Source organism: Mesorhizobium sp. B3-2-1, from assembly GCF_006439515.1.
Lineage (GTDB): Bacteria > Pseudomonadota > Alphaproteobacteria > Rhizobiales > Rhizobiaceae > Mesorhizobium.
In genome coordinates this window covers 44,924-69,779 of record NZ_VFTI01000030.1, presented here as the reverse complement: position 1 = coordinate 69,779, position 24,856 = coordinate 44,924, and the positions used below count along the sequence as shown (strand labels likewise).

Sequence of the window (24,856 nt, the reverse complement as noted above, 5' to 3'; positions counted from 1 at the left end):
GTCCGCGTTCGGGGAAACGTCCATGCCGTCGGTGCTATCGAAGCCAGCCGATCGCCAGTTCCTTGACGGCGTCGAGCGCGCGTTGCGGCAACGTGCCGACGCCGATCGACTCGGCTGCGAACAGCGGTATCTCCTGGCTCAGCGTGTCGCCGATCCAGACGCGCAGTGCGCCCACCGGCTGCCCCTCCTCCACCGGTGCGGCGACCGGGCCGGTATAGACGATCCTGGCCGTCAGCTTGTCGCGGTTGGTGATCGGCAGGAAGATGTCGATCGGACCTTTTGCCTTCAGCGTCACGCCGGATTTCGCACCGCCAAAGACCTGGGCCTCCCCGACCACCTCGTCCTTGGCGAAGATCTCGGTCTTCTCGAACGAACGAACACCCCAGTCGAGCAGTTTGCGCGCCTCTTCTGCGCGCTCCTTGTCATTGGCCAGTCCACTCATCGCCGCGATCACCCGCGTGCCGTCGTGGCTGACCGAAGCGACGATGCCGAAGCCAGATGTCTCGCTGGCGCCGACAGCTAGGCCGTCGGCGCCGATGTCCATCGCCAGCAACGGGTTGCGGTTCCTCTGCGAGATCTTGTTCCAGGTGAAATCCTTCAGGCCATAGTAGCGATAGTAATCCGGGTATTCGCGCCACAGATGCAGGGCGAGCTGCGCCAACTCGCGCACATTTGTCTGCTGGCCATCGGCCGGCAGTCCGGTCGAATTGACGAAAGTCGATGTCTTGAGGCCGATCTGGCGCGCGCGTTCGGTCATCTCCCTGGCAAAATTGTCCTCGGATCCGGCCATGCCTTCGGCTATGATGATGCAGCCGTCATTCGCGGCCTGCACGGTCACCCCCTGGATCAGGTCCTCGAGTCGGATCGCCGATTTGAGCTTGGCGAACATCGTCGAGGTCCCCGACGGCGCGCCACCTGTGCGCCAGGCGTTTTCGCTGACCACGAACGTATCGTCGAGTTTGAGGCGTCCGGACTTGAGGGCGTTGAAAACCACTTCCATCGTCATCAGCTTGGCCATCGAGGCCGGTGGAATGGGTTTGTCGGCATCTTTCGAAAACAGCACCGTGCCGGTGTCGGCATCGATCATGAAGGCCTGTGCGGCCTTGGTTTCGAAAAGCTGCGCTTGGGCCGGCGAAAGCGTAAGCAGGAGGCCGAGGAGAAAAAACCCGGCGAAAGGCTGTAGCAAGCGAAACTGCATGAAACGCGACCCATTGGCCGGCCCCTCCGGCGTGCCGAAACTATCGAGCTTTTTCGGCGAGGGATCAACTGCCGGCGGAAAGCCGGCTCCTGGATCAGTCGCGCACGACCAGCGCGTCGGGCGCGCCGTGCGACCAGGCCGCCTTCAACAACTCGTCCAGGCCGCCATGGCCGTCCGGATAGAGGTTGACCGCATACCAGTCATTGCCGTCGAGATCGGAGCGCTGGATTTCTATTCTGCCGAAGGGCTTCAGCGCCGAGGCCACACGTTCGGCTTGGGTGGCATCGTCGAACGTGCCGGCGGCGACATAGTCGGAGCTGGACGGCGCCGCTCGGGAGTTGGTCTTCTTCCACGACCGCAGGATGTCGGCGGGCGCCATGCCGCTTTCGTCCAGAGCGGCAAAGACATCCGCGCGATGGACGCGTTCATCGGCATAGGACAGCGAGGCCATGGCGAACGGCGATTGCGGCGGCAAGCCGATCTCCGGCCGTTCCGGCACGATCGGTCCGAAATCGGGCAGCGCGAGATCGCCGAAGACCGGCTGCGCGGACATCTGCCCCTCGACCGGGGTCGCGGCATCGGTCAGCTGACCTGGAAACGGCACGGCGGCCGCGCCCATCGGAAGGCTCGGCGAAGGCCCGTTCATGGCCACCATGACGCCCGTCGGCAGGCCATCCGATGGATCCGGTATGCGGTTGCCTGGATGATAAGAGGCCATCAGATACTGGTCGTCATTGCCGTCGAGCGGGGCGCGGCCGACATATTCGACCTTCACCTTTGCGGTGCCGACCTTGTCGTAGTCCAGCATCTGTGCGGCCCGCTCCGAGACGTCGATGATGCGGCCCTCATGGTATGGGCCGCGGTCATTGACGCGCACGATCACCGAACTGCCGGTTTCGAGGTTGGTGACGCGGGCATAGCTGGGCAGCGGCATGGTCGGATGCGCCGCCGTCAGATGCGCCATGTCGTAGACTTCGCCGTTGGCGGTCAGCCGGCCATGGAAGGCGTCACCATACCACGAGGCCAGACCCACCTTGGCGTACCTCTTGTCTTCCTTGGGATAATACCACTTGCCGCGCACCTGATAGGGCTTGCCAAGCTGGTCGCGGCCGCCGCCGCGCCGCATGAAGGCAGCGCGCGGACTGGCCTTCACGCCATATTCGGTCTCGGCGAAATATTCCTTGGAGCGGGTCTTCTTGTAGACCATCCCCTTCGGCTCGGGCTGCGACGCGCAAGCGGCAAGCAATGCAGCGGACGCTGCAAGCAACGCAACCGTGGCAACGCGACGAAGACGCGGGTGCGTCACAGCCTGCATTCTTGATTGTCCCCTAAAGTCTCAACCAAAGACGTCGTATCCGACCATCAGAAGAGCCAAGCACTCACTCGACAATGCCAACGACGTCCCGGACCCCGATCCTTTGTGCGCAGGAATTGTTTATCACGGTATTAACCGATTGTGGCCGGAACCGGGCAAGATTGTGACGCCGCTCGTCTGGTCCCAGGGCGCCGGCAAAGGCCCGTTTCAGCCAAGCCGGTTGACAGGCCTTCGCCGGGCACACTAGAGCAGTGGCCGGCAGTCACTGGAGGGATGGCCGAGCGGTTTAAGGCACCGGTCTTGAAAACCGGCGTGGGCGCAAGTTCACCGTGGGTTCGAATCCCACTCCCTCCGCCACAAAGTCAATGAATCAGGTATTTAGGCAAACTTTGCCTGCCGACGAAACGCAAAAATTGTGGAAAGTGACAGATACGGCATCCGCCCAACCGGCGAAATCGTCACGATTAACGGATCGTTGACCGCGCTGTCCTATTCTGAGACAGCGCGGTCAGATCCCAACCGGACTGCGCAGGCGGCTTCGGCAACCAGCACCCGCCCGCATTGTCGGAGCCGCCGCTACACTCTGGAATAAATACCAGCAATGGTTGAATCAACCGTTACTGCAGTTGTTGAAATTAGAACGAATATCCGCCGTCTTGCCGCCATCCACCACCGGCGCCCCGGTTCAAAAATGGCAAGCTTCTCGCTGTAAGAGAGCCGTACCTTCTATACCACAACCATTGTCATCCAGCAGGATGACAACAGCAGTGACGCGGATCGCCTTCCAGCCCGGCTCCATGCAGCAGCAAAAGGCAGGGAGCCGGGTTGACCTTTGTCGAATCTAGATGCGCTCGGCCTTCAGCAGGCGTACGATGAACTCGCGGGAGGGCATCTGGGAGGAGCCCTTTATGTTCGAGGTGCGGAGCTTTGTCGCTAAGATGGTGAAACGCGAGCGCATGGCTGCCGAGCAGCGCGTGACGCTGCCGATAGTGAAAACACTCGCCGACCGGCCGGTTCACATCAAACCCCGGCCCGCCAAGAACAGACCGGCTCCGCCGCAGCATCACGCCGCCAGCAACATGTAGGCTTTCAGGCGCCTGCACTTTCCGCACAGGACCGAGCTTGAGGATTGAGCGCCGACGCTCGATCCTTTCGCCCTCTTTCTCCGGAACCCTGGTGCGGTGCCGGGGATATTTGCGACGTACCGGGACTGGCGGGCCTATATCACCAGGGGACGGTGCGGCCGAGGTAGTCGACATAGGTCAACCCTGGGGTTCCTCGCTTGGCAAGCAAGACGTTCACGAGGCTCGGCACACTCTCCTCGATGCTCAGCCGCCCATCCGGCCCTCCCAACTTCGTACGGACCCAGCCGGGCGCCATCAGCACCATGGCACGCGGTGTTGCGGCATGGCGGGCCGCGAAGCTTCGCATGAACATGTTCAGCGCTGCCTTGCTGCCGCGATAAACCTCACGTTGACCCGTCTCATTGTTGGAGATGCTACCCTGCCCGGATGACATCACGCCGATCAGGCCGGTCGCCGGGACAAATGGCTCCAGGCTCTCGAGGACCCGCATCGGGCCGAGTGCATTTGTGACCATTACCCGCACGAACTCGTCGGTCGCCACATCGGCGATCGTTTCAGCCGGGTTATTTGTCACGCCGGCATTGACGAACACTATGTCGAACACCCTGCCCGACAGCCGGTCGCGCAAGGCCGCGACCTGAACGGGCTCGCAGATGTCGACCGTCTCGATTTCGAGCCGGCCTTCGAACTCGTCTATGAGGTCGTGCAACTTCGTCTGGCCGCTGCCTTTCCGGATCGTGCCGACGACGTTCCAGCCTTTCCTGAGGAACTCGGCCGCCATTGCGTGGCCGAGGCCGCGCGATGCGCCGACGATGAGGACAGTATTCGACTGGGTGTTCAAGACGCTCGTGGACATTGGGCAATCTCTTTCGTTGGCTGGGATGACCGCAGATATGGGCAACCGGAGACCATGCGCCAGACGCGCCAAATTCAAACTATGGTTGCATCCGACGCTATATCCGCCAAAACAGCTGGGATAAGGCTGTGCCATGGACAATGTGGACCTGAACCTTCTCGTGGCGCTGGACGTCTTGCTTGCCGAAGGCAGCGTGACAGGGGCGGCCCGCCGGCTCGGCTTGAGCACCTCGGCGATGAGCCGAACGCTCACACGACTTCGTGCAGCCACCGGCGACCCGCTGCTCGTCCGGGCCGGACGCGGGCTCGTGCCCACACCACACGCCACGGAATTGCGCGACCGCGTCCATGAACTTACCCGGGATGTGCGATCGGTTCTGCGGCCGCAAAACATGCGTGTGGACCTGGCCACACTCGAATTGACGTTCACCATTCGCGCCAGCGAAGCATTCCTGGAGTTCCTTTCCGGCCCGGTCGTGATTGCGGTTACCCGTGCGGCGCCCCGTGTCCGACTGCGCTTCGCACCCAAGCCCGACAAGGACGCGCGTCCGCTTCGGGAAGGTCTCATCGATCTGGAGATCGGTTTGCTTGGAACGTCCGCGCCGGAGATACGCACCCAGTTCCTGTTCCACGACAAATATGTCGGCGTGGCCCGAGCCGGACATCCGCTTCTGACGGGCGCTGGTGTCAGCCCCGAACGCTATGCCGCCTGTAAGCATGTGGTGGCATCCCGGGAAGGAAATGTCGTCGAGCCGATCGATGGAGCGTTGGTGAAGCTTGGCCTTGGACGCACCGTCGTGGTTGTCGTGCCCGGCTACCCCGATGCAATGCGGATCGTGCGCCAGTCGGATCTGGTAGCGACCGTGCCGCGCTCGTGTTTCGGCAACGCTGGCGCGAGCGACCACGCCGTCGCGACGGGTCTCGAGAGCTTCGAGCTCCCGCTTCCTGTTCCGGAGTTCAAAATATCGGCGATGTGGCATCCTCGCATGGACGCCGACCCGGCCCATCGTTGGCTGCGCGATATCGTGATGTCGGTCTGCCGAGCGGCCTATCCGCGGCGATGAAGGCGTGATTGCGCAGCGATCGCAAGCTCACCCAACGCCAAGGCGCTGACTTGCTCAGTCCGGCTGCTGTGTGCGCTCCGCGATGGCAAATGCCTGCAGGTTCCTGGCCTTGCCGATGTCCTGATCCGCGTTTGCGATGATCGAGAAGAAGGCTGCTCTCGCAATATCCTTCTTGGAGGCGTTGGGGTGCGCTTTCCGGGCGGTTTTGATAAGCTGCTTGGGAGACATGTCGGGCGTGACGATCCTCATGAGGGTGTCGCCGATCGCACTCATTTCGCTTGTGTCCATGATGGGCGTCCCTGTGCTGACCGCAGTGGCACAATAGCAAGGACAACTCGCGACCGGCAATATGGTTCTGGAAATGAAAAACCCCGCCGGCAGGGACCGGAGGGGTTAGTCCTGGGAGGACGCGCGTTGCGCTGCGTTCGACAAGCGCGCGCCGACCAAATAGCGCTGGGTTGCGACATGGATGTGACACCGGCGAGTGCATGGGCAAGCCGGGAGCACGACACAGGCGGGCGGCATCAAGCCTTTGGAAAGGAGAAATGTGGTTCTGTTCGGAAGCTGAAGCGCGGGTGGCGCTGGCCAAAGGCAAGGCGATAAGCGGTCGAATGGATATCTTTGGCATCAAGGGGCTGTTGATCTGCGCGCTGATCTTCATTCCGTTCGAGCATCTGTTCGCCGAGCGACCGCAAAAAATCCTGCGCAAGGGCCTGGGTGTCGACCTGATCTATGTGCTGTTCAACGGCCTGGTCGTAAAGGCAGTAATAATCCTGATAGCAGCCAACACGCTCGAAGCCGCTGCAATGCTGGTCCCGCAATCGGTAGCGCACGCGGTCGGTGGCCAGCCCCTCTGGCTGCAGGTCGCCGAAATCATCCTGATTACCGATACAGGCGTCTACTGGGCACACCGTGCGTTTCACGAAATCCCCGCGCTTTGGAAGTTCCATGCAGTCCATCACGGCATTGAGGAACTGGATTGGCTGGGTGCATTCCACTCTCATCCCGTCGACGCCATAGTCACGAAGGCAATTTCGCTGACACCGATCTTCTTTCTCGGATTCTCCGAGGCCTCCATCGCCGTCTTTTCCGTCATCTACTTCTGGCACACGCTGCTTGTTCATTCGAACTTGCGGATTCCGTTCGGTCCCTTGAAGTGGCTCGTCGCCGGCCCGCAGTTCCATCGCTGGCACCATGCCAACCAGCGCGAAGCCTACGACAAGAACTTCGCCGGACAGTTGCCCTTCCTCGACGTGGTGTTCGGTACGTACAATGCGACTGGCAACAAAGTGCCTGAGAAATACGGCGTCGATGATCCCGTCCCCTCCAGCTACTTCGGACAGATCGGCTATCCGCTGCGGCGCCGCAGGAAACGATCGAATCGGGCAGAGCCGAATGGCGGCGCGCTCGACGAAAATCAGCCGGCGCGAAACAGCGGGGATCGGGCGCCAACAGGTGCGGTCAATATCGGCCGTTAGGCAATACAATCTCCCCTGTCGTGTCGCCTGATGGCAGCAGAAATTCCCTCGCGGGTTGGTCTCGGCGGATGCCAGCGATAAATGTAGGTCCTGCGCAATTTGCCACTAGGCTGTTTTCGGCATGGATTATCGCGACGACGATCTCACGAAATTCGAAGCGCATGGCGCTGCTCCCTTGCCGGGCGCGGCGGACGAAGGCCAGGTTGAGCATGAGGGTGCAAAAATCTGGTACGCGACGTTTGGGACGGGGTTTCCCGTGATCCTGTTGCATGGCGGCCTTGGCCATAGCGGCAATTGGGGATTTCAGGTCCCGACATTGGTCGAGCACGGCTATCAGGTCGTCACCATCGACAGCCGTGGCCATGGACGCAGCACGCGCGACGAACGGCCGTACAAATACGAGCTGATGGCCTCGGATGTCCTGGCGGTGATGGATCGCCTGCACTTGAACAAGGCTATCGCAGTGGGTTGGAGCGATGGCGCCTGCGTTGCCCTGATCCTTGGCATGAAGGCCGCCGATCGCATCGCGGGCGTGTTCTTCTTCGGCTGCAATATGGATCCCAGCGGCACGAAGGAATTCGAGGCCAGTCCGGTCATCGAGCGGTGTTTCAGCCGGCACAAAAAGGACTATGCCGAGCTGTCGGCCACGCCGGATCAATTCGATGCGTTTGTCAACGCCGTCGGCCTGATGATGAAAAGCGAACCCAATTATGGCGCCGCCGAACTGGGAGAGATCGGCGTGCCCGTGGCGGTCGTCCAAAGCGAGCACGACGAGTTTATCAAGGACGAGCACGCGACCTATCTGGCCCGCAGCATACCGGGATCGGAATTGGTCATGCTGAGCGACGTCAGTCATTTCGCGCCCTTGCAGCGTCCCGACCAGTTCAACCGCGTGCTGTTGGCTTTCCTCAAAAGAATTTGTCCTTGAGCCCTGTCGCACCGCTTCCGGAATCCCAGCTCTGGGTCAGGCACGCGGGACGCCATCTCGCCTGCGAGGCTTTTCACGTCGAATCGGCTAAGCCGTGTGGCATGAACGAGACCTCACTCTATGCGCCGGTGAAGCGTTTCCTCGAAAACCTCGACTTCGTCGTGAAGGGGGAAATCGGCGGCTGCGATATCGTCGCGCTGCGCGAGGGAGAGCCGCCAATCGTCGTCATCTGCGAATTGAAGCTGCAGTTCAATCTCGAGCTGGTTCTGCAGGGCGTCGACCGTGCCACCGCCTGCGACGAAGTATGGCTGGCCGCGCGCATGTCGGCCCGGGGCAAGGGACGTGAAAGCGACGCCCGGTTTCGCAATCTTTGCCGGCGGCTCGGCTTCGGCCTGATTGGCGTGACGGCGAACGACCGCGTCGAGGTGCTCCTGAGCCCCGTCACCGTTACGCCGCGCAAGAATCCGCGTCGCCGCTCGCGTCTGGTCGATGAACATCGGCGCCGTCGCGGCGATCCTGTCGCGGGCGGCGGATCGCGCAATCCGATCATGACCGCTTACCGCCAAAGCGCCCTCGCCTGCGCCGCGGCGTTGGCGGATGGGCCCAAGCGCCCACGCGACCTGAAGGCGCTGACGCCGCTTGCGCCAAAGATCCTGCTGCACAATGTCTATGGCTGGTTCGCACGCGTCGACCGCGGCGTCTACGATCTCACCGACGCCGGCCGTGCCTCGCTGATCCGTTGGCCGCAGGCCTCGCACAGTTCGCCAGGATGATCGTGAACGTGCTCTATGCCGTCGCTCCGTTTGAGCCGGATTTGCCTATCGAACGAGGGAGGCATGATGATGGTGCGCGTCAAGAACATGCGAAACCTTGGCCCGGTGACGGCGCGGATGTTGGCGGAAATCGACATTGTCTCCGACGACGATTTGCGCAATCTCGGCTCGGTCGAAGCCTATCATCGCCTGAAGTTTCGATTTGGCCGGCATGTGACGATCCTCGCGCTTTATGCGATGGAAGCTGCATTGTGCGATTGCGATTGGCGGAATCTCGACCCGGACATAAAGGCGTTTCTCCGACAACAGGTTGGCGCCGGCCAAGTCTTGGGGACGGCGATACGCACGCCTCGCCGATCCATTGGCCGCATTCGTCTGACGATGAAACACGACACGGGGTTTTGAATGCGCCGACCCGCCTGAACACGGAAACCTGAGAGGCCTGTTGGTTGATTTTTCAGACAAAACATGTTGCTTGTCCCGCCCATGAAGACACTCTGCATGATGGCAATTGCGTCCCTGACGCTGGCTTTTCCGGCCAGTGCGATGGACAACGCTTTGCGCGCCGGGCTGATGAAACTCGATCCGCAGACCCGCCTCGAGCAGCGTTGCGATGCCGAAATCCTGGACCGGATCACCCACGACGATCGCAAGTTCAAGGCCGACCGCGTCGTCGCATACGCCTTCGCGACGCCGGAGATGAGCGCCGACGCCATACGGAGCCCCGGTGCGGCGTTCCGCAGCAAGGGACAGTGGTACCGGCTGAAATTCAAATGCCAGACGGGACCGGACCATATGGAAGTTCTCCAGCTCCGCTATCGGATCGGAGATGAGATTCCGGAAGCCGATTGGGCGAAGTACAATCTCTACGATTAGTTTCTCGTGGGCTTGCGCCGGCATTGGCTAGCCGCCGGCGGTTGCTGAGAATCTTCTGTAGATCCAAGGCCACGAAAATGGTTTTCCAGCGTTGTCCGGCGCTGCGACTTGACGCCAGCGGACCATGCCTTTAGGCCCGTTCGGACGATCGCCGACGAACACTCGACGAAGGGCTTCCAGGTCGATGGAAATATTTACCGCCGCGGGCTTTTCGGCTCTCCTTCAGGTCATCGCCATCGACCTTGCGCTTGCGGGCGACAATGCCATCGTCATCGGCCTCGCCGCGGCCGGCCTGCCGGTCAGCCAACGCAAGCGAGCCATTCTTGTCGGCATCGCGGCTGCCACCGTTCTTCGCATTTTCTTCGCCCTGATCACGCAATGGCTGCTGACCATTGGTCCCATGCTGCTTATTGGCGGCGGCCTGCTTTTGCTGTGGGTTTGCTGGAAGATGTGGCGCGAATTGCGTGTCAGCCACGACGACGAGCGCGACGCCACCGAAGCGCTGTCGAACGGCGATTTCGACAAGGATGGGGTCATTGCCGGAAAGGGGCCACGCAAGACCTTCTCGCAGGCCGCCTGGCAGATTGTCATTGCCGACGTCTCGATGTCGCTCGACAATGTCCTTGCCGTGGCGGGCGCGGCCATGAACCATCCGACGGTGCTGATTGTCGGACTGGCGCTGTCGATCGCGTTGATGGGCTTTGCGGCGTCGTTCGTCGCGCGCCTGCTGCACAAATACCGCTGGATTGCCTATGTCGGTCTGGTCATCATCCTCTATGTCGCGGTCAAGATGCTGCTTGATGGCGCCGTGCAGCAATTCCCCGATCATTTCGCCTTCCTGTCACCATGGTTCGGGTCAGGCGGGCACTGACGCACAGGCCTGGGCCTAGTGCTCCGTTTGCCTGATTGAGGAAGCCGTGCTATTGCGCCGCCCGAATTGAGCTCCTGCCGGGAGCCATGCAAACCGTTATATGTCGAGACTGCGGGCCGGATCGGTGTTTCCGGTTCGCGTCCATTGGAAAATCGCCCATGTCCGCCCCGCGCGTCAGCTTCGTCAGTCTCGGATGTCCCAAAGCCCTTGTCGATTCCGAACGCATCATCACGCGTCTGCGGGCCGAGGGCTACGAAATCGCCCGCAAGCATGACGGCGCCGATCTGGTTGTCGTCAACACCTGTGGTTTCCTTGATTCCGCCCGCGACGAGTCGCTCAACGCCATCGGCTCCGCGCTTTCGGAAAACGGCAGGGTCATCGTCACCGGCTGCCTGGGCGCCGAGCCGGACATCATCCGCGAGAAGCACCCCAACGTGCTGGCGATCACCGGGCCGCAGGCCTATGAGAGCGTGATGGCCGCCGTCCATGAGGCTGCCCCTCCCTCGCACGATCCCTACATCGACCTCCTGCCGCCGCAGGGCGTCAAGCTGACGCCGCGCCACTATGCCTATTTGAAGATTTCGGAAGGCTGCAACAACCGTTGCACCTTCTGCATCATCCCGGCACTTCGTGGCGATCTCGTCTCGCGGCCGGCTGCCGATGTGCTGCGCGAAGCCGAAAAACTGGCCAAGGCCGGTGTCAAGGAACTGCTCGTCATCTCGCAGGATACAAGCGCCTACGGCATCGACATCAAGTACCAGACGTCCATGTTCGGCGACCGCGAAGTGCGCGCGAAATTCGTCGATCTCTCGGAGGAGCTGGGCAAGCTCGGCATCTGGGTGCGCATGCATTACGTCTACCCCTACCCGCATGTCGCCGACGTCATCCCGCTGATGGCCGAGGGAAAAATCCTTCCCTATCTGGACATCCCCTTCCAGCATGCCTCGCCGCAGGTGCTGAAGAACATGCGCCGGCCCGCCCACGGCGAAAAGACGCTCGAGCGCATTCGCGGCTGGCGCGACGTGTGCCCGGATCTCGCCATCCGCTCGACCTTCATCGTCGGCTTCCCCGGCGAAACGGACGACGATTTCGAGATGCTGCTCGATTGGCTGGATGAAGCGAAAATCGATCGCGCCGGCTGCTTCAAATACGAACCGGTCAGAGGCGCCCGCTCCAACGAGCTTGGGCTCAAGCAGGTGCCACAGGAGATCAAGGAAGCGCGCTGGCATCGCTTCATGCAGCGCCAGCAGAAGATTTCGGCGACGCAGCTTGCCAGGAAGGTCGGCAAGCGCCTGCCGGTGCTGATCGACGAAGCGCACGGCATGTCGGCAAAAGGCCGCACTAAATACGACGCGCCCGAGATCGACGGTTCGGTCCACATCCAGTCGCGCCGCCCGATGCGCGCCGGCGACATCGTCACCGTCAAGATCGAGCGTGCGGACGCTTACGACCTCTACGGCTCGGCTGTCTGAGCCCCTCCCGTCAGGTTCTCCATCCAAATGAAAAGGGCGCCTCTCGGCGCCCTCTCCATATCGAAATGTGCTCTGCCGCTTACTGCGGCAGCTTGTCGTCGACGCCCTTGACGTAGAAATTCATGCCGAGCAGCGTGCCGTCGTCGGCGACCTCGCCGTCCTTCAGCCATGCCGAGCCGTCCTGCTTGGCGATCGGCCCGGTGAAGGGGTTCCAGCCGCCGGCGATCTTCTTTTCGGTCGCTTCGGCCATCGCCTTCACGTCGTCAGGCATGTTGGTGAAGGGCGCGAGCTTGACTGCGCCGTCCTTGATGCCGAGCCAGACATTGTCCGGCTTCCAGGTGCCGTCGATGGCTGCCTGCACGCGGCTGATATAGTAAGGGCCCCACTCGTCGGTCAGCGAGGTCAGCTGCGCGTGCGGCGCGAACTTGATCATGTCGGACGACTGGCCGAAGCCATGCAGCTTGCGCTCTTCGGCTACCTGCAGGGGAGCGGTCGAGTCGGTGTGCTGGACGATGATGTCGGCGCCCTGGTCGAACAGCGCCTTGGCGGCGTCCGCTTCCTTGCCCGGATCGAACCACGAGTTCACCCAGACGATCTTGGCCTTGAAGTTCGGATTGATCGACTGTGCGCCGAGCATGAAGGAGTTGATGCCCATCACCACTTCCGGGATCGGGAAGGAGACGATGTAACCGGCGACGCCGGACTTCGATTCCTTGGCCGCGATCTGGCCGAGCACGTAGCGGCCTTCATAGAAGCGCGCATTGTAGATGCCGAGATTGTCCCCGGTCTTGTATCCGGTGGCGTGCTCGAACATCACCTTGGGAAACTTCTTGGCGACCTTCACTTCGGCGTCCATGAAACCGAACGAGGTGCCGAAGATGATCTTGCAGCCTTCGCGCGCCAGACGCTCGAAAGCACGGTCGGCGTCGGGGCCTTCGGAGACGTTCTCCAGATAGGCGGTTTCGACCTTGTCGCTGAGCGCTTTCTCGACCTCGAGGCGGCCCTGGTCGTGCTGGTAGGAATAGCCGAAATCGCCGATCGGGCCGGTGTAGACCCAGCAGGCTTTCAACTTGTCGGCAGCCTCCGCGGACGCCGCCAGCGACAAGGCCGCTGTCGTAGTCATCAGGGCAATAAGCAGTTTTTTCATTGTGTTACCTCTCTGTGTTAAGCCTTGGAGCTTCCCGTCTTTTTGTTGTTGTCAACGATCCGGAACGAATGGCTGCCCCAGGGAGGCCGGCGTGTTCATCATCGTCAGACGCTTGTTGCGCGAGATTAGAACGAGAACCACGACGGTTGCCAGATAGGGCAGAGAAGAAAGCATCTGCGAGGGCACCGGAATGCCAAAAGCCTGTGCATGAAGCTGGCCGATCCACACCGCGCCGAAGATGTAGGCGCCGGCCAGCACCCGCCACGGCCGCCAGGATGCGAACACCACCAGTGCCAGCGCGATCCAGCCGCGGCCAGCGGACATGTTCTCGACCCATTGCGGCGTATAGACGAGCGACAGATGCCCGCCGGCAAGACCGGCGCAGGCGCCGCCGAAGATGACCGCGAGGTAGCGGTAGCGGATGACCTTGATGCCGAGCGCATGCGCCGATGTGTGGCTGTCGCCGATCGAACGCAGCGTCAGCCCGGTACGCGTCTTGAACAGGAACCACATTACCGCGGCCGTCAGCGCGATCGAAATGTAGAATACAGGGTCCTGGGCAAAAAGCAGCCTACCCACGACCGGAATAGAGCTGAGGCCGGGAATGTCGAGATTGGGCAACCTGACGCCGGGCTGGCCGACGAAACGCGTTCCCATCATGCCGGAGAGGCCGAGGCCGAGCAGCGTCAGTGACAGGCCGGTCGCCACCTGGTTGGTGGCCAGCGACAGCGTCATGACGGCAAACAGCAGGGAGAAAAGCGCTCCCACGACGATTGCCGCCAGGAGGCCGATCCAGGGCGATCCGGTCAGGTAACCGGCTCCGAAGCCGCCGACGGCGCCCATGACCATCATGCCTTCGACACCAAGATTGAGCACGCCGGAGCGTTCGACCACCAGTTCGCCGATCGCCGCGATCAAGAGCGGCGTCGCCGCAGTTGCGATGGTCAGGAGGATGTTGACCGTGATGTCCATCAGCGGGCTTCCTTCAACTTTGGTGCGGCCTCGAGCTTGGCGGGGGCTTCCTGTTTCGTCAGCGCCAGGCCGATCAAGCGGATGCGGTAATGGATGAGCGTGTCGCAGCCGAGCACGAAGAACAGCAGCATTCCCTGGAACACTCTCGCCACCTTGTCGGAAATGCCGAGCGCGCTTTGCACCGCCTCGCCGCCGAGATAGGTCAGCGCCAGCACCAGGCCCGCGGCGACGATGCCGAGCGGATTGAGGCGGCCGAGGAAGGCCACGATGATGGCGGTGAAGCCATAGCCGGGCGAAATCACGGGCTGCAGTTGCCCGATCGCGCCGGAAACCTCCGAGATACCGGCAAGGCCGGCGAGTGCTCCAGACAGCAGGAAGGCGAAGAACACCATGCGGTTGAGGCCGAAGCCGGCGAACCGCCCTGCCCTCGGGCTGGAACCCAGCACGCGGACCTCGAAACCCTTGAGCATGCGGCCCATCAGGATCCAGATCAGCACCGCCGCAACCAGGGCGAAGACGAAGCCCCAATTGGCGCGCCCGGCATCGGGCATCAGCTCCGGCAGCACGGCCGAGTCGCCGAACTGGATCGTCTGCGGAAAGCCGTGTCCCTGCGGATCGCGCCAGGGACCGCGCACCAGCCAGTCGAGGAACAGCTGCGCGACGTAGACCAGCATCAGGCTGGTCAGGATTTCGTTGGTGGAGAACCGGGTCTTCAGCAAGGCGGGGATCGCCGCGTAGGCCGCACCGCCGACCATGCCGAGCAGAAGCATCAGCGGCAGCACCAGCGGGCCTTCGAATTGCGGAAACAGCACCGGAATGATGGAGCCGAAGATGGCACCGAAGATGAACTGGCCCTCGGCGCCGATGTTCCAGATGTTGGCCTTGTAGCAGACAGACAGGCCGACAGCGATCAGGATCAGCGGTGCGGCCTTGATTGCCAGCTCATGCAACTGCCAGACCTGGCTGATCGGCTCGATGAAATAGATCTTGAATGCGTTGAGTGGGTTGACGCCGAGCAGCGCGAACATAATGGCTCCGGCGATGATGGTCAGCGCGAAGGCGATGAACGGCGACAGCATCGAAAACAGCGCCGAGCGCTGCGGGCGTTTGACGAGTTCGAGGCGCATCATGCCGTCTCCAGCGTGTGTTCGGCGTGGCCGGGTTCGGCGCCGCCCATCAGCAAGCCGACCTTCTCGAAAGTCGCTTCGGCGATCGGCATCGGCTTCGAGAGTTCGCCATTGTGCATGACGGCGATCGCGTCCGATATCTCGAACAGCTCGTCCAGATCCTGGCTGATCACCAATACGGCCGATCCGCTGCGAGAGAGCTCGATCAAGGCCTGGCGGATGTGCGCGGCGGCTCCGGCGTCGACGCCCCATGTCGGTTGGTTCACCACCATCACGCTTGGCCGGCGGTCGAGTTCGCGGCCGACGATGAATTTCTGCAGATTGCCGCCCGAAAGTGCCGCCGCTTCAGGATCCGGCGCGCTTTTGCGAACATCCATTGCCTCGATGATGCGTTGTGAGGCGGCGTAGACGGCGCCACTCTTGACCATGCCACCGGTGCCGACAAAAGCCTTGCCGTCCGTGGCATGGCGCGACAGCAAGAGGTTTTCCGAGAGTTTCATCCGCGGCGCGGCACCATGGCCGAGACGCTCTTCCGGCACGAAGGCAGCCCCCAGCAGGCGCCGCCCGGTAATGGTGAGGCCGCCGGCGTCCTTGCCGCGGATGCGCACCGAGGCGGCATCGTGCTGCAAAACCTCGCCGGAGACGGACTCGAAGAACTCGCCCTGGCCATTGCCGGCGACACCGGCAATGCCGATCACCTCGCCGGCGCGGACATTGAGGCTGACGTTCTTGAGCGGAATGGAAAACGGCGTCGCCGGCTTGCGGTTGAGGCCGCGGATTTCGAGCAGCGGCTGCGCGGTTTCGATCCCCTCGACCGGCGCCCGCACCACGGCCTGCACCTCGCTGCCGACCATCATGCGCGCGAGCGATGAGGCTGTCTGCTCGCGCGGGTTGCAGTGACCGACCACCTTGCCGTGCCGCAGCACCGTGGCGCGGTCGCAGATGCGTTTGACCTCTTCGAGCCGGTGCGAAATGTAGAGGATCGATTTGCCTTCCGAACGCAACCGCTCCAGTGTTTCGAACAGTTTGTCGGCTTCCTGCGGCGTCAGCACCGATGTCGGCTCGTCCAGGATGATGAGTTGTGGCGTCTGCAGCAGACAGCGGATGATCTCGATGCGCTGGCGTTCGCCGACCGAAAGGTCGCCGACCAGCGATTCCGGATCGAGCGGCAGGCCGTAACTGTAGGAAAGTGCCCTCGCCTTGGCCGCGATGCTGCTGATCGGCGAGCCGTCATCGAGCGACAGCGCGATGTTCTCGGCTGCCGTCAGCGCCTCGAACAGCGAAAAATGTTGGAACACCATGCCGATGCCGAGCTTCTTGGCAACGCCCGGGCTGGTGATCCGCACCGCTTGACCGTTCCAGAAAATCTCGCCCGAATTGGGCTCCAGCGAGCCGAACAGCATCTTGACCAGCGTCGATTTGCCGGCGCCGTTCTCGCCGAGCAAAGCGTGGATTTCACCTTTGGCGATGTTGAGGTCGATATGGTCGCACGCTGTCAGCGTGCCGAATATCTTGGTCAGGCCACGAACCTCGAGCAGGTTCGCCCCATCATGATTTGCACTCACAGTGCCTCCCATCCGGATTACCGGACATGTTCTGTGTTCCCGCAAGCATCGTATGCGCGGCCGGCTCTCGTGCGAAAGCAGCACCCAACTTGAAAGAGCTTCAAGAATTTCAGCGGAAACTCAAGGGTAAAGATTAGCCTTCGTCACACAAGGATACGGCTGGCCGGCTTTTCGTGCAAACAATGCCCGCCGCTGCGGCAGGACGCTGAAAACCAAGGCAAACTGTCGTCAGGGAACCAGGACGGTCGTGCCTGTCGTTCTGCGTCCCTCGAGATCCTGATGTGCCTTGCCCGCGTCTTTCAGCGCGTAGCGCTGATTGATCTTGATCTCGACCGCACCGCTGAGCACAACCTCGAACAGCGCGGCGGCGGAGGCGTCGAGGTCCTCACGTTTTGCATTGTAGACGAACAGCGTCGGCCTGGTTGCGAACAGCGAGCCCTTCTGCGCCAGCAGCGACATTGAAAACGGCGGGATGGGTCCCGAGGACTGGCCGAAGCTGACGAACATGCCGAGCGGCTTGAGGCAGTCGAGCGAGGCCGGAAATGTGTCGTTACCGACCGAGTCATAGACGACGTCGCATTTCCCACCGCCTGTGATTGCGGCCACGCCGGCGACGAAATCCTGTTCCTTGTAGTTGATGACATGAGCGAAGCCGTGTGCCTTGGCCAGTTCGATCTTGTCGGCAGAGCTGGCGGTGCCGATGACCGTCGCCCCGAGATGCTTCGCCCATTGGCCCAGAATGAGCCCGACGCCGCCGGCCGCGGCATGAAACAGGATCGTGTCGCCTGCCTTCACCTTGAAGGTCCGGCGCAAGAGATATTCCGCGGTCATGCCCTTCAGCATCATGGCGGCGGCCTGTTCGTCGCTGATGCCGTCCGGCACCTTGACGACCTTGCTGGCATCGATGACGCGCTCTTGCGCATAAGCCCCCGTCGTCACGGCATAGGCAATCCGGTCGCCCGGCTTCAGCCAGTCGATGCCCTGGCCGACTTCCAGCACCACGCCGGCGGCTTCGCTGCCGGGAGTGAGCGGAAACCCGCCGGGCGGCGGATAGAGGCCCGAGCGATGATAGACATCGATGAAGTTGAGACCGATCGCGGTATGCCTGACCAGGATCTGTCCCGAACCCGGCTGGCCGGGATCGGCGTCCTCATAGGTCAGGACTTCGGGGCCGCCATTGGCGTGGATGCGGATCGCTTTGGACATGGACGGGATTCCTTGAAGAGCGGCTGGTCAGGCCTTTTTGGCGCCGAGGTTTGGAAACAACTGCATGAGACCGCCAATGGTTGCAAGGTAGAGCCCGGAAACGGAAATGCCGATCTTGGTGAACGTGCTGACCTGCTCGCCCAGCACGCCGATCTGGTCGTAGAAAGCGGCGAGCGCCGCCTGCGCGAGCGCAAGCGCGCCGAAGGCGCACCACAACAGCGTCATGCCGAGATTGATCGGCCGCAGCCGCTCCACCCGCACCGGATGGATGAAGTTTATCGGGACAAAAGTCAGAATGCCGGCCACCACCACCGCCGCGAAGGAAACCCATTGTCCCGGTTCGATGACGAACAGCGTGAACACCACCATGTTCCAGACCACGGGGAAGCCCTTGAAGAAATTCTCCTTCGTCTTCATGCCGGTGTCGGCATAGTAGATCGCGCTGGAGACGACGATGATCGCCGCCGACAGGAACGACAAGCCTTCGCCCATGAAGCCGCGCTGGTAGAGCGCGAAGGCCGGGATCAGCACATAGGTCACATAGTCGATAATGTTGTCGAGGAGTTCGCCGGACCAGGTCGGCAGGATTTCCTTGACCTCCAACTTCCGGGCGATCGGCCCGTCGATACCATCGACGAACAGCGCCAGTCCGAGCCACCAGAACATGGCCGTCCAGCGCTCCTCGCTCGCCGCGACCAGCGACAGGAAAGCCAGGAACGAACCGGAGGCGGTCAGCAGATGCACCGAAAACGCGCGCGCCTGCGGCCAGGTGACCTTCTTCTTCGGCCGCGGAATCCGGTCGGTGATCTTCCCGGCGATCTTGCGGGCCTTTGTGTTCTTTCTCACGGGCCCTGCCAATCCAGCTTGCAGATTTCGGCCGAGCGGCCTCCGAAATTCCAGTTGCGGCCAAAGGCCCGCATCTTGCTCTTGTCGGACCTGGCCACGATGATCTCCGGCGCGATCCAGTATTCGGAATTCGTGATCACCGTATCCTTCTCGCGGTCCTTGCCCGCGATTGGTGTGACCGCCCCGTCGATGATCTTCGGTACCTGGAAAATACGCGTCTTGTCCCGCGTCTCGTAGGTTATCGGCACCTGTTCGACGCCCAGGAATTTGCCGACCAGGATCGAGAGCAGCGACGTGGTCCCGCCGGCCTTGCCGGTAAAGATCTTGGTCAAAGCCTTGACCGCGTAGACCGAGGCCCTGATGTCGATGAACAGGCCCGCGGTCCAGTTGCCGCGGCTCATGTAACCGGGGATTTCCATGATCAGCCCGAGATTGAGGCCGGAGAGGTCGACCTCGTCGAAATGGCCGGCGTCGATACGAAAACCCGCCCAAGTCTGGCAATAGCCCTCGGTCGGAGGATGACTGCCGAGCGACAAGACGCAAGGGCAAAAAACCGTGCAATTGCAGGAGAGTACGAGCTCTCCTTTCATTGCCCAGCTCTGATCGGCCATCGAATTTCCCCCACTCATAGCGAGACTACTAGCAGCGCGGCTGCCCAGACAAGCAGTATCGCACCAGCCAGCCGGGTTGGAAGACTACCCGTCGCCTGTTTTTCAATCAGGGTGAACATGCCGATCAGCGCCATCCAGAAGACATTCATCACGCCGACTGCGAACATCACCAGCATCAATGCCCAGCAGCATCCCAGGCACCAGATGCCTTGCGCGACGCCGAGCCGGAAGACGCGGACGGTTCTCGCGCTCCAGCTCGAAAACAGGATCGAGAACGGGTTCCGGCATTTCGTCAGACAGGCCTCCTTGAGGTCGCTGAACTGGTAGAGGCCGGCAACCAGCAAGGCGAGCCCACCGGCAACGCCAAGCACCGGATCGAATATTCCCCCCGAGGCGGCGAATGCGTGGACGGCAAGTGTCAGTGCCGCAAACAGCATCGAGGCGGCAAGCCAGACGCAGATATAGCCGGCAACCAGCACCAGCGGATGGACGACCGGCTCCCCCTTGATCCGCGCCGTATCGGCGATCTCGCAATAAATTCGGATCATTGGCGCCGCGGATGGCAGCATCGCGGCGATGGCCATGAGAAACCACATGAGGATGAGCGCCAGGGTCCGCGGCCCGATGCTTGCGTCCAGCGGCGCCGGGGAAAGACAGAGCGCGAAGAACCGTTCGAGGACGGCCGGTAACGGCAGTCGCGGCAAGTTACGCAACAAAGCGTCGCCTGGCGCGCCGATCTGGGCTTCGGCGCTACGAATCGCCATCGCGGCAAGCAGCAGCCAGGCCATCGCGATGCTTGCACCGACGACGACGTTGATCGTCAAGCGCGGGTTGCGTGCGACGTTTGCCGTGGCGCGGCCGGCGCGATCGAGGTGGCTGAAATCATCCTGTTGGCCGGTCATGAGACTCGAATGGGCCGAATCGCCGCGTTGATCAAGCCGCATGATCTGCCCTATATGCGTCTCTCGACTGGCAGGTCTGATGGCCGCCTCGCACAGCAAGCCGGAAGCCGACCTTGGAGCATCAGGAAACAGCGCGGATACTGATCGCAGGCACGGGGCCCGCGGGGTTGATCGCTGCGCTTGCCTTCGCCGATGCCGGCTTTCCGGTGACGATCGCCGGGCCTGAGGTTTCGGCTCCCGATGGCCGCACCACGGCGCTCATGACACCTGCCCTGAAGGTACTCGAACGGCTGGGCGTGCTCCAGGACATCGGACCCAAGGCCGCACCGTTGAAGGTGATGCGCATTGTCGATGCGACCGGCCGGCTGATCCGCAGCCCCGTCGTCACTTTCCGCGCCGGCGAAATCGACGAGGAACAGTTCGGCCTGAACCTGCCCAACAGCGTCTTCGGGCCAGCGCTCGCCGGCAAGGTGGCCGCGCATTCCGGGATCGAATGGCGCAGATCGATGGTGAAGACCTGGAATCTCGGCGCCGCCAAAGCTCATGCCACGCTGGCCGACGGCAGCGAGATCAATGCATCGCTTGCGGTCGCTGCCGACGGCCGCCTGTCGCCGGCGCGCGAGGCGGCGGGCATCTCGACGGTGGCGCGCGCCTACCCTCAGGCGGCGCTCGTCCTCAATTTTGGCCATAGCCGCGAGCATGGCTTCACCTCTACGGAGTTCCATACCGAGACCGGCCCGTTCACGCAGGTTCCGCTGCCGGGCAATCGCTCCAGCCTTGTCTGGGTGGTCAAACCCGAGACCGCCAAGGAGCTTGCCGCGTTGGATGACGCAACACTTTCATTGCGGATCGAAAAACAGATGCAGTCGATGCTGGGCCGGGTAACCGTGGAGCCGGGCCGCCAGATTTATCCATTATCGACGGTGACCCCTCTGCGTTTCGCGGCGCGACGGGTGGCGCTTGTCGGCGAAGCGGCGCACGTATTCCCGCCGATTGGCGCGCAAGGCCTCAACCTAGGCATCAGGGATATCGACGACCTGGTTGGAATCGCAGCGGAAAATCGCGGAGATCCCGGCGCGGCCAAGGCCCTTGCAGCCTACGATTTCAAACGCCGGCCTGACATCCTCGCGCGGAGTAGCGCGGTCAATCTGCTCAATGTGTCGCTCCTTTCCGATATGTTGCCGGCGCAGATGGCGCGTGGCGTCGGTCTCGGCGTGCTTGGTGGTTTTGCACCGCTTCGCGCCTTTTTCATGCGCGAAGGGCTGCGTCCGGGCAGCGGCTTCGCGGCGCTTGCGGGCGGCCTGCGGAAGCCGACGCGGCAGCGGTAGCGATTTTGCGGGCTGTGCCGCGGTATCGCGACGTTCATCAAAACCTTGTTGCGCATTCCGCCTATTTTGAAGGCGCTCGGACGCTCGGGATTGAATTGCTGCGGAGTCTGCGCCAAATAAAGTCAAGGAATTCAGTGGTGAGTACGATGAAAACGGCCAAATTCGCGATCGGACAGGTGGTTCGCCACCGGCTGTTCCCGTTCCGAGGCATCATTTTCGACGTCGATCCGCAATTCGCCAACACCGACGAATGGTACGAAGCCATCCCCGCCGACGTACGGCCACGCAAGGACCAGCCGTTCTACCACCTGCTCGCCGAGAATTCGGAAACCGAATACATCGCCTATGTCTCAGAGCAGAATCTGCTCGAGGATCAGTCGGGAGAACCCGTCCGCCATCCGCAGATCAAGGAAATGTTCGACAAGAAGCCGGATGGGCGCTACGCGCCGAAACGGCAGTCCAGGCACTGACTTCCGGCATACCGGGAACGGCCAGACATGAAAAAAGCGGGGCATGACCCCGCTTTTTTGACCCGATAATGATCCGATGGCGGATCAGTTGGCGGTCTTCGCCTTGTCCTGCTCGTCCTTGAGCTTCTTGGCGAAGTCCTGGTTGTTCTTGGCGACGAAGTCCTGGAGCTTCTTCTGCCGGTCCTCGATGTCCGACTGCTGCAGTGGGGGGCCGTCATAGGCGCCGCTGAAACCCTGCAGCGCGATTTTGATCGGATTGGCCTGGTTCTGGAAATTGATCGAGGTCAGCGTGATCCCCTGACCCTTCTTGAAGGAAGCGACGAGCTGGTCCGTCAGCGGCACTTCGGCCACGCAACGATCCGGGAAGCAGATGACATAGTCGAGCTTCTGCGCTTTGCCGGCGTCGATCTGCAGGCCGATGCCGGGAGGCACGAGGCGGCCGGTCGGGACCGTCACCTGGAACACCTTGCGGTTCACCTTGCCCTTGAGCTCGATCAGGCTGACACCGGTGACGAGCTGGCCGTTGCCAGCCGTGACGATGTTCTGGACGTTGCAGATGTCGACGTCTTCCTGCTTGGTGCAGGCCTTGAACCAGCCCTGCGGAATCTGCGGCTGCTGCTGCGCGGAAGCAGAAGGAAGTCCTGCGCCGAGAAAGCCAACCACGCCTGCGGCCATGACCGACAGGCGGTACGCGTTGCTGTTCAGGCTCGTCATGTCGTCTACTTCCTCTCAATGATCCCGGGACCGGCTTCTTCGTGCCGTGTGGTCCAGCTACCTGTTGCCAAAATGAGGCAACAGAATGACTTCGGACGGCGTGTTACACTGCAAGCGGTGTCGAATCCAGCCCGCCCGCTTGTAATTCTTGATGACGCCATTGGTCGCCACGCAGTTGCCCCGTGCTAGGGTGCGGACCGAATCATCAAGCCGACCTGTTAAGGAGACGGTCATGGGCCGCGTTCTTGTTTGGCTGGTCACGGCAATATCGCTTTTCACCCTGTCGTCGTCACCGGCGCTGTCGGAACCGAAATACGCGATCGCGATGCAGGGCGAACCGGCCCTGCCGCCGAACTACACCCATTTCAGTTACGTCAATCCCGATGCTCCGAAGGGCGGAAGCATCACCTATTGCGTCGTCGGCAGTTTCGACAATCTGAACCCTTTCATCCTGAAAAGCCTGCGCACGACGGCGCGCGGCATGATGGACACGATCTTCGGCAATCTGGTCTTCGAGCCGTTGATGCAGCGCAGTGCCGACGAGGCTTTTACCCTCTACGGACTTCTGGCCGACACCGCCGACATGGACCCCGAGCGCAAGAGCATCGAATTCCATCTCAACCCGAATGCCAAATGGTCGGATGGTCAGCCGGTGACGCCGGAAGACGTGCTGTTCACTTATGATGCCTATACGCAGAAAGGCCGGCCGCCCTACAGCGATCGCATGGCCAGGATCGCCAAGCTCGAAAAGACCGACGATCATAGCGTGCGCTTCACCTTCAACGACAAGGCCGATCGTGAGTTTCCGCTGATTATCGCGCTGACGCCGATCATCCCCAAGCACGCTTTCGACATCGACACTTTCGACAAGACGACGCTGAAGCCGTTGATCGGCAGCGGTCCCTACAGGATCGCGCAAGTGACGCCCGGCCAGCGCATCGTCTTCAAGCGCAACCCCGACTACTGGGGCAAGGACGTTCCCGCCAAGCGCGGTTTCGACAATTACGACCAGATCACCATCGAGTATTTTCTCAACGCCAACGCCAAGCTCGAAGCCTTCAAGAAGGGGCTTTGCGCCATCGACGACGACGGCGATCCGGTGAAACGCGAGCGCGATCTCGACTTTCCCGCCTTCCATAGGGGCGACGTGGTTTCTGAAACCTTCGACACCGGCATTCCGCCCGTCGTGACCGGTTTTCTCTTCAACACGAGGCTGCCGAAGTTTTCCAACCCGGTGGTTCGGCGCGCACTCGGCATGCTTTACGATTTCGAATGGGCCAACAAGAATCTGTTCGGCGGCAAGTACACCCGCACGATGAGCTATTGGCAGAATTCCGAACTTTCAGCGCTCGGCCATCCGGCTGACGACAGGGAAAAGGCACTTTTGGCGCCCTACCCCGGCCGCGTGCCGGCCGACGTCATGGACGGCACCTGGAAACCGCCGGTGACGGACGGTTCGGGCCAGGACCGCAAGGTGCTGAAGACCGCCTTCGATCTTCTGAAAAGCATCGGCTACCACGTGAACGATGGCACGATGCTCGATTCCGACGGTAAACCTTTCGGCTTCGAGATCCTGACCGCCTCGCAGGACGAAGAGCGTCTGGCCGGCATCTATCAGCGCACGTTGGAGAAGATCGGCATCAATGTCAGCATTCGCAGCCTGGACGGCGACCAGATCCAGTCGCGCAAGCAGCGTTTCGATTTCGAGGTGCTGATCGGCTCCAGCGGCTTCAACAATTCGTTGTCCCCTGGCATCGAGCAGATCGGGCGCTGGTCGTCCGCCGCGGCCAGGACCGAGGGATCGTTCAATCTCGCCGGCGTCGCCGATCCGGCGATAGATGCGGCCATCGACGCAATGCTGCGAGCCCGTTCGAAGGAGGATTACGTCGCGGCGGTTCGCGTTCTCGACCGGCTGCTGATCTCCGGCCATTACATGGTGCCGATGCAGTACAACACGCAGCAGTGGCTTGCTTACTGGAATTATCTGGAACATCCGCGAAAGACGCCCATATTCGGTTACCAGCTGCCGACCTGGTGGCGCAAACCGAACTGA

25 protein-coding genes and 1 tRNA gene are annotated in these 24,856 nt (G+C 61.8%); 13 read left to right on the top strand and 13 right to left on the bottom strand.

From position 1 onward, the window contains the following. Window positions 1-34 precede the first annotated feature (34 nt). Both FJW08_RS25870 and FJW08_RS25865 read right to left on the bottom strand, forming a co-directional pair. Window positions 35-1,198, bottom strand: coding sequence for a D-alanyl-D-alanine carboxypeptidase family protein (locus tag FJW08_RS25870; protein ID WP_140812830.1), 1,164 nt, complete (start codon window positions 1,196-1,198; stop codon window positions 35-37). Window positions 1,199-1,292: 94 nt separating this feature from the next. Beyond that, window positions 1,293-2,513, bottom strand: coding sequence for a septal ring lytic transglycosylase RlpA family protein (locus FJW08_RS25865; protein ID WP_140812829.1), 1,221 nt, complete (start codon window positions 2,511-2,513; stop codon window positions 1,293-1,295). 267 nt (window positions 2,514-2,780) lie between these two features. Here FJW08_RS25865 and FJW08_RS25860 point away from each other — a divergent pair. Beyond that, a tRNA-Ser gene (locus tag FJW08_RS25860) sits at window positions 2,781-2,870 on the top strand. A gap of 515 nt (window positions 2,871-3,385) precedes the next feature. Further along, complete coding sequence (locus tag FJW08_RS25855) at window positions 3,386-3,598, top strand: hypothetical protein (RefSeq protein ID WP_140812828.1); 213 nt, start codon at window positions 3,386-3,388, stop codon at window positions 3,596-3,598. 139 nt (window positions 3,599-3,737) lie between these two features. Here the strand turns inward: FJW08_RS25855 and FJW08_RS25850 are convergent, their stop codons facing one another. Beyond that, complete coding sequence (locus FJW08_RS25850) at window positions 3,738-4,454, bottom strand: SDR family NAD(P)-dependent oxidoreductase (protein ID WP_140812827.1); 717 nt, start codon at window positions 4,452-4,454, stop codon at window positions 3,738-3,740. Between the two features lie 133 nt (window positions 4,455-4,587). Between FJW08_RS25850 and FJW08_RS25845 the strand changes: the two genes are divergently transcribed. Continuing rightward, the gene (locus FJW08_RS25845; RefSeq protein WP_140812826.1) at window positions 4,588-5,517 is read left to right on the top strand and encodes a LysR family transcriptional regulator; all 930 of its coding nucleotides are present in this window, start codon (window positions 4,588-4,590) and stop codon (window positions 5,515-5,517) included. A gap of 54 nt (window positions 5,518-5,571) precedes the next feature. On the opposite strand, the gene FJW08_RS25840 is transcribed toward FJW08_RS25845, so the two are convergent. Next, the gene (locus tag FJW08_RS25840; RefSeq protein WP_140812825.1) at window positions 5,572-5,805 is read right to left on the bottom strand and encodes a hypothetical protein; all 234 of its coding nucleotides are present in this window, start codon (window positions 5,803-5,805) and stop codon (window positions 5,572-5,574) included. A 323-nt stretch (window positions 5,806-6,128) separates the two neighbouring features. On the opposite strand from FJW08_RS25840, the gene FJW08_RS25835 reads away from it, so the two are divergent. The 7 genes from FJW08_RS25835 (at window position 6,129) to rimO (ending at window position 11,915) form a co-directional block, all read left to right on the top strand. After that, the gene (locus FJW08_RS25835) at window positions 6,129-6,995 is read left to right on the top strand and encodes a sterol desaturase family protein (protein ID WP_140812840.1); all 867 of its coding nucleotides are present in this window, start codon (window positions 6,129-6,131) and stop codon (window positions 6,993-6,995) included. A gap of 121 nt (window positions 6,996-7,116) precedes the next feature. Further along, complete coding sequence (locus tag FJW08_RS25830; RefSeq protein ID WP_140812824.1) at window positions 7,117-7,923, top strand: alpha/beta hydrolase; 807 nt, start codon at window positions 7,117-7,119, stop codon at window positions 7,921-7,923. 101 nt (window positions 7,924-8,024) lie between these two features. After that, window positions 8,025-8,696, top strand: coding sequence for a DUF2161 family putative PD-(D/E)XK-type phosphodiesterase (locus tag FJW08_RS25825; protein WP_140812823.1), 672 nt, complete (start codon window positions 8,025-8,027; stop codon window positions 8,694-8,696). 63 nt (window positions 8,697-8,759) lie between these two features. Further along, window positions 8,760-9,101 (top strand): TfoX/Sxy family protein, encoded by a 342-nt coding sequence (locus FJW08_RS25820; RefSeq protein ID WP_140812822.1) that lies wholly within the window; start codon window positions 8,760-8,762, stop codon window positions 9,099-9,101. A gap of 63 nt (window positions 9,102-9,164) precedes the next feature. Continuing rightward, the gene (locus FJW08_RS25815) at window positions 9,165-9,572 is read left to right on the top strand and encodes a DUF930 domain-containing protein (protein ID WP_041163455.1); all 408 of its coding nucleotides are present in this window, start codon (window positions 9,165-9,167) and stop codon (window positions 9,570-9,572) included. A 184-nt stretch (window positions 9,573-9,756) separates the two neighbouring features. Next, the gene (locus tag FJW08_RS25810; RefSeq protein ID WP_140758675.1) at window positions 9,757-10,443 is read left to right on the top strand and encodes a TerC family protein; all 687 of its coding nucleotides are present in this window, start codon (window positions 9,757-9,759) and stop codon (window positions 10,441-10,443) included. 158 nt (window positions 10,444-10,601) lie between these two features. Then, window positions 10,602-11,915 (top strand): 30S ribosomal protein S12 methylthiotransferase RimO, encoded by a 1,314-nt coding sequence (gene rimO, locus FJW08_RS25805; protein WP_140812821.1) that lies wholly within the window; start codon window positions 10,602-10,604, stop codon window positions 11,913-11,915. Window positions 11,916-11,994: 79 nt separating this feature from the next. Here the strand turns inward: rimO and FJW08_RS25800 are convergent, their stop codons facing one another. The 8 genes from FJW08_RS25800 to FJW08_RS25765 form a co-directional block, all read right to left on the bottom strand. Next, complete coding sequence (locus FJW08_RS25800) at window positions 11,995-13,062, bottom strand: BMP family ABC transporter substrate-binding protein (protein WP_140758677.1); 1,068 nt, start codon at window positions 13,060-13,062, stop codon at window positions 11,995-11,997. A 51-nt stretch (window positions 13,063-13,113) separates the two neighbouring features. After that, on the bottom strand, window positions 13,114-14,034 hold the full coding sequence (locus tag FJW08_RS25795; protein WP_140812820.1) for an ABC transporter permease: 921 nt from the start codon (window positions 14,032-14,034) through the stop codon (window positions 13,114-13,116). After that, on the bottom strand, window positions 14,034-15,164 hold the full coding sequence (locus FJW08_RS25790; RefSeq protein ID WP_140758679.1) for an ABC transporter permease: 1,131 nt from the start codon (window positions 15,162-15,164) through the stop codon (window positions 14,034-14,036). Before FJW08_RS25790 ends, FJW08_RS25795 begins: the two co-directional genes overlap by 1 nt. Continuing rightward, window positions 15,161-16,738, bottom strand: a complete 1,578-nt coding sequence (locus FJW08_RS25785; protein ID WP_181178560.1) for an ABC transporter ATP-binding protein — start codon at window positions 16,736-16,738, stop codon at window positions 15,161-15,163. The genes FJW08_RS25790 and FJW08_RS25785 overlap by 4 nt, the downstream gene beginning before the upstream one ends. A 216-nt stretch (window positions 16,739-16,954) precedes the next feature. Beyond that, window positions 16,955-17,932 carry a quinone oxidoreductase gene (locus FJW08_RS25780; protein WP_140812819.1) on the bottom strand — a complete coding sequence of 326 codons (978 nt, stop codon included), beginning with the start codon at window positions 17,930-17,932 and terminating at the stop codon, window positions 16,955-16,957. Between the two features lie 27 nt (window positions 17,933-17,959). Beyond that, window positions 17,960-18,778: a phosphatidylcholine synthase gene (gene pcsA, locus FJW08_RS25775; protein WP_181183047.1), complete on the bottom strand. Its 819-nt coding sequence runs from the start codon at window positions 18,776-18,778 to the stop codon at window positions 17,960-17,962. Beyond that, window positions 18,775-19,389, bottom strand: coding sequence for a DUF1326 domain-containing protein (locus tag FJW08_RS25770; RefSeq protein WP_140812817.1), 615 nt, complete (start codon window positions 19,387-19,389; stop codon window positions 18,775-18,777). Before FJW08_RS25770 ends, pcsA begins: the two co-directional genes overlap by 4 nt. A gap of 14 nt (window positions 19,390-19,403) precedes the next feature. Continuing rightward, complete coding sequence (locus FJW08_RS25765; RefSeq protein ID WP_246682568.1) at window positions 19,404-20,291, bottom strand: DUF2182 domain-containing protein; 888 nt, start codon at window positions 20,289-20,291, stop codon at window positions 19,404-19,406. A 113-nt stretch (window positions 20,292-20,404) separates the two neighbouring features. Here FJW08_RS25765 and FJW08_RS25760 point away from each other — a divergent pair, with 113 nt between their 5' ends. After that, complete coding sequence (locus tag FJW08_RS25760; RefSeq protein WP_140812815.1) at window positions 20,405-21,619, top strand: UbiH/UbiF family hydroxylase; 1,215 nt, start codon at window positions 20,405-20,407, stop codon at window positions 21,617-21,619. Window positions 21,620-21,765: 146 nt separating this feature from the next. Next, window positions 21,766-22,089, top strand: coding sequence for a heat shock protein HspQ (gene hspQ, locus FJW08_RS25755; protein WP_027142695.1), 324 nt, complete (start codon window positions 21,766-21,768; stop codon window positions 22,087-22,089). Window positions 22,090-22,173: 84 nt separating this feature from the next. On the opposite strand, the gene FJW08_RS25750 is transcribed toward hspQ, so the two are convergent. Then, window positions 22,174-22,803 carry an invasion associated locus B family protein gene (locus FJW08_RS25750; protein ID WP_140812814.1) on the bottom strand — a complete coding sequence of 210 codons (630 nt, stop codon included), beginning with the start codon at window positions 22,801-22,803 and terminating at the stop codon, window positions 22,174-22,176. 232 nt (window positions 22,804-23,035) lie between these two features. Between FJW08_RS25750 and FJW08_RS25745 the strand changes: the two genes are divergently transcribed. Next, window positions 23,036-24,856 (top strand): extracellular solute-binding protein, encoded by a 1,821-nt coding sequence (locus tag FJW08_RS25745; protein ID WP_140812813.1) that lies wholly within the window; start codon window positions 23,036-23,038, stop codon window positions 24,854-24,856.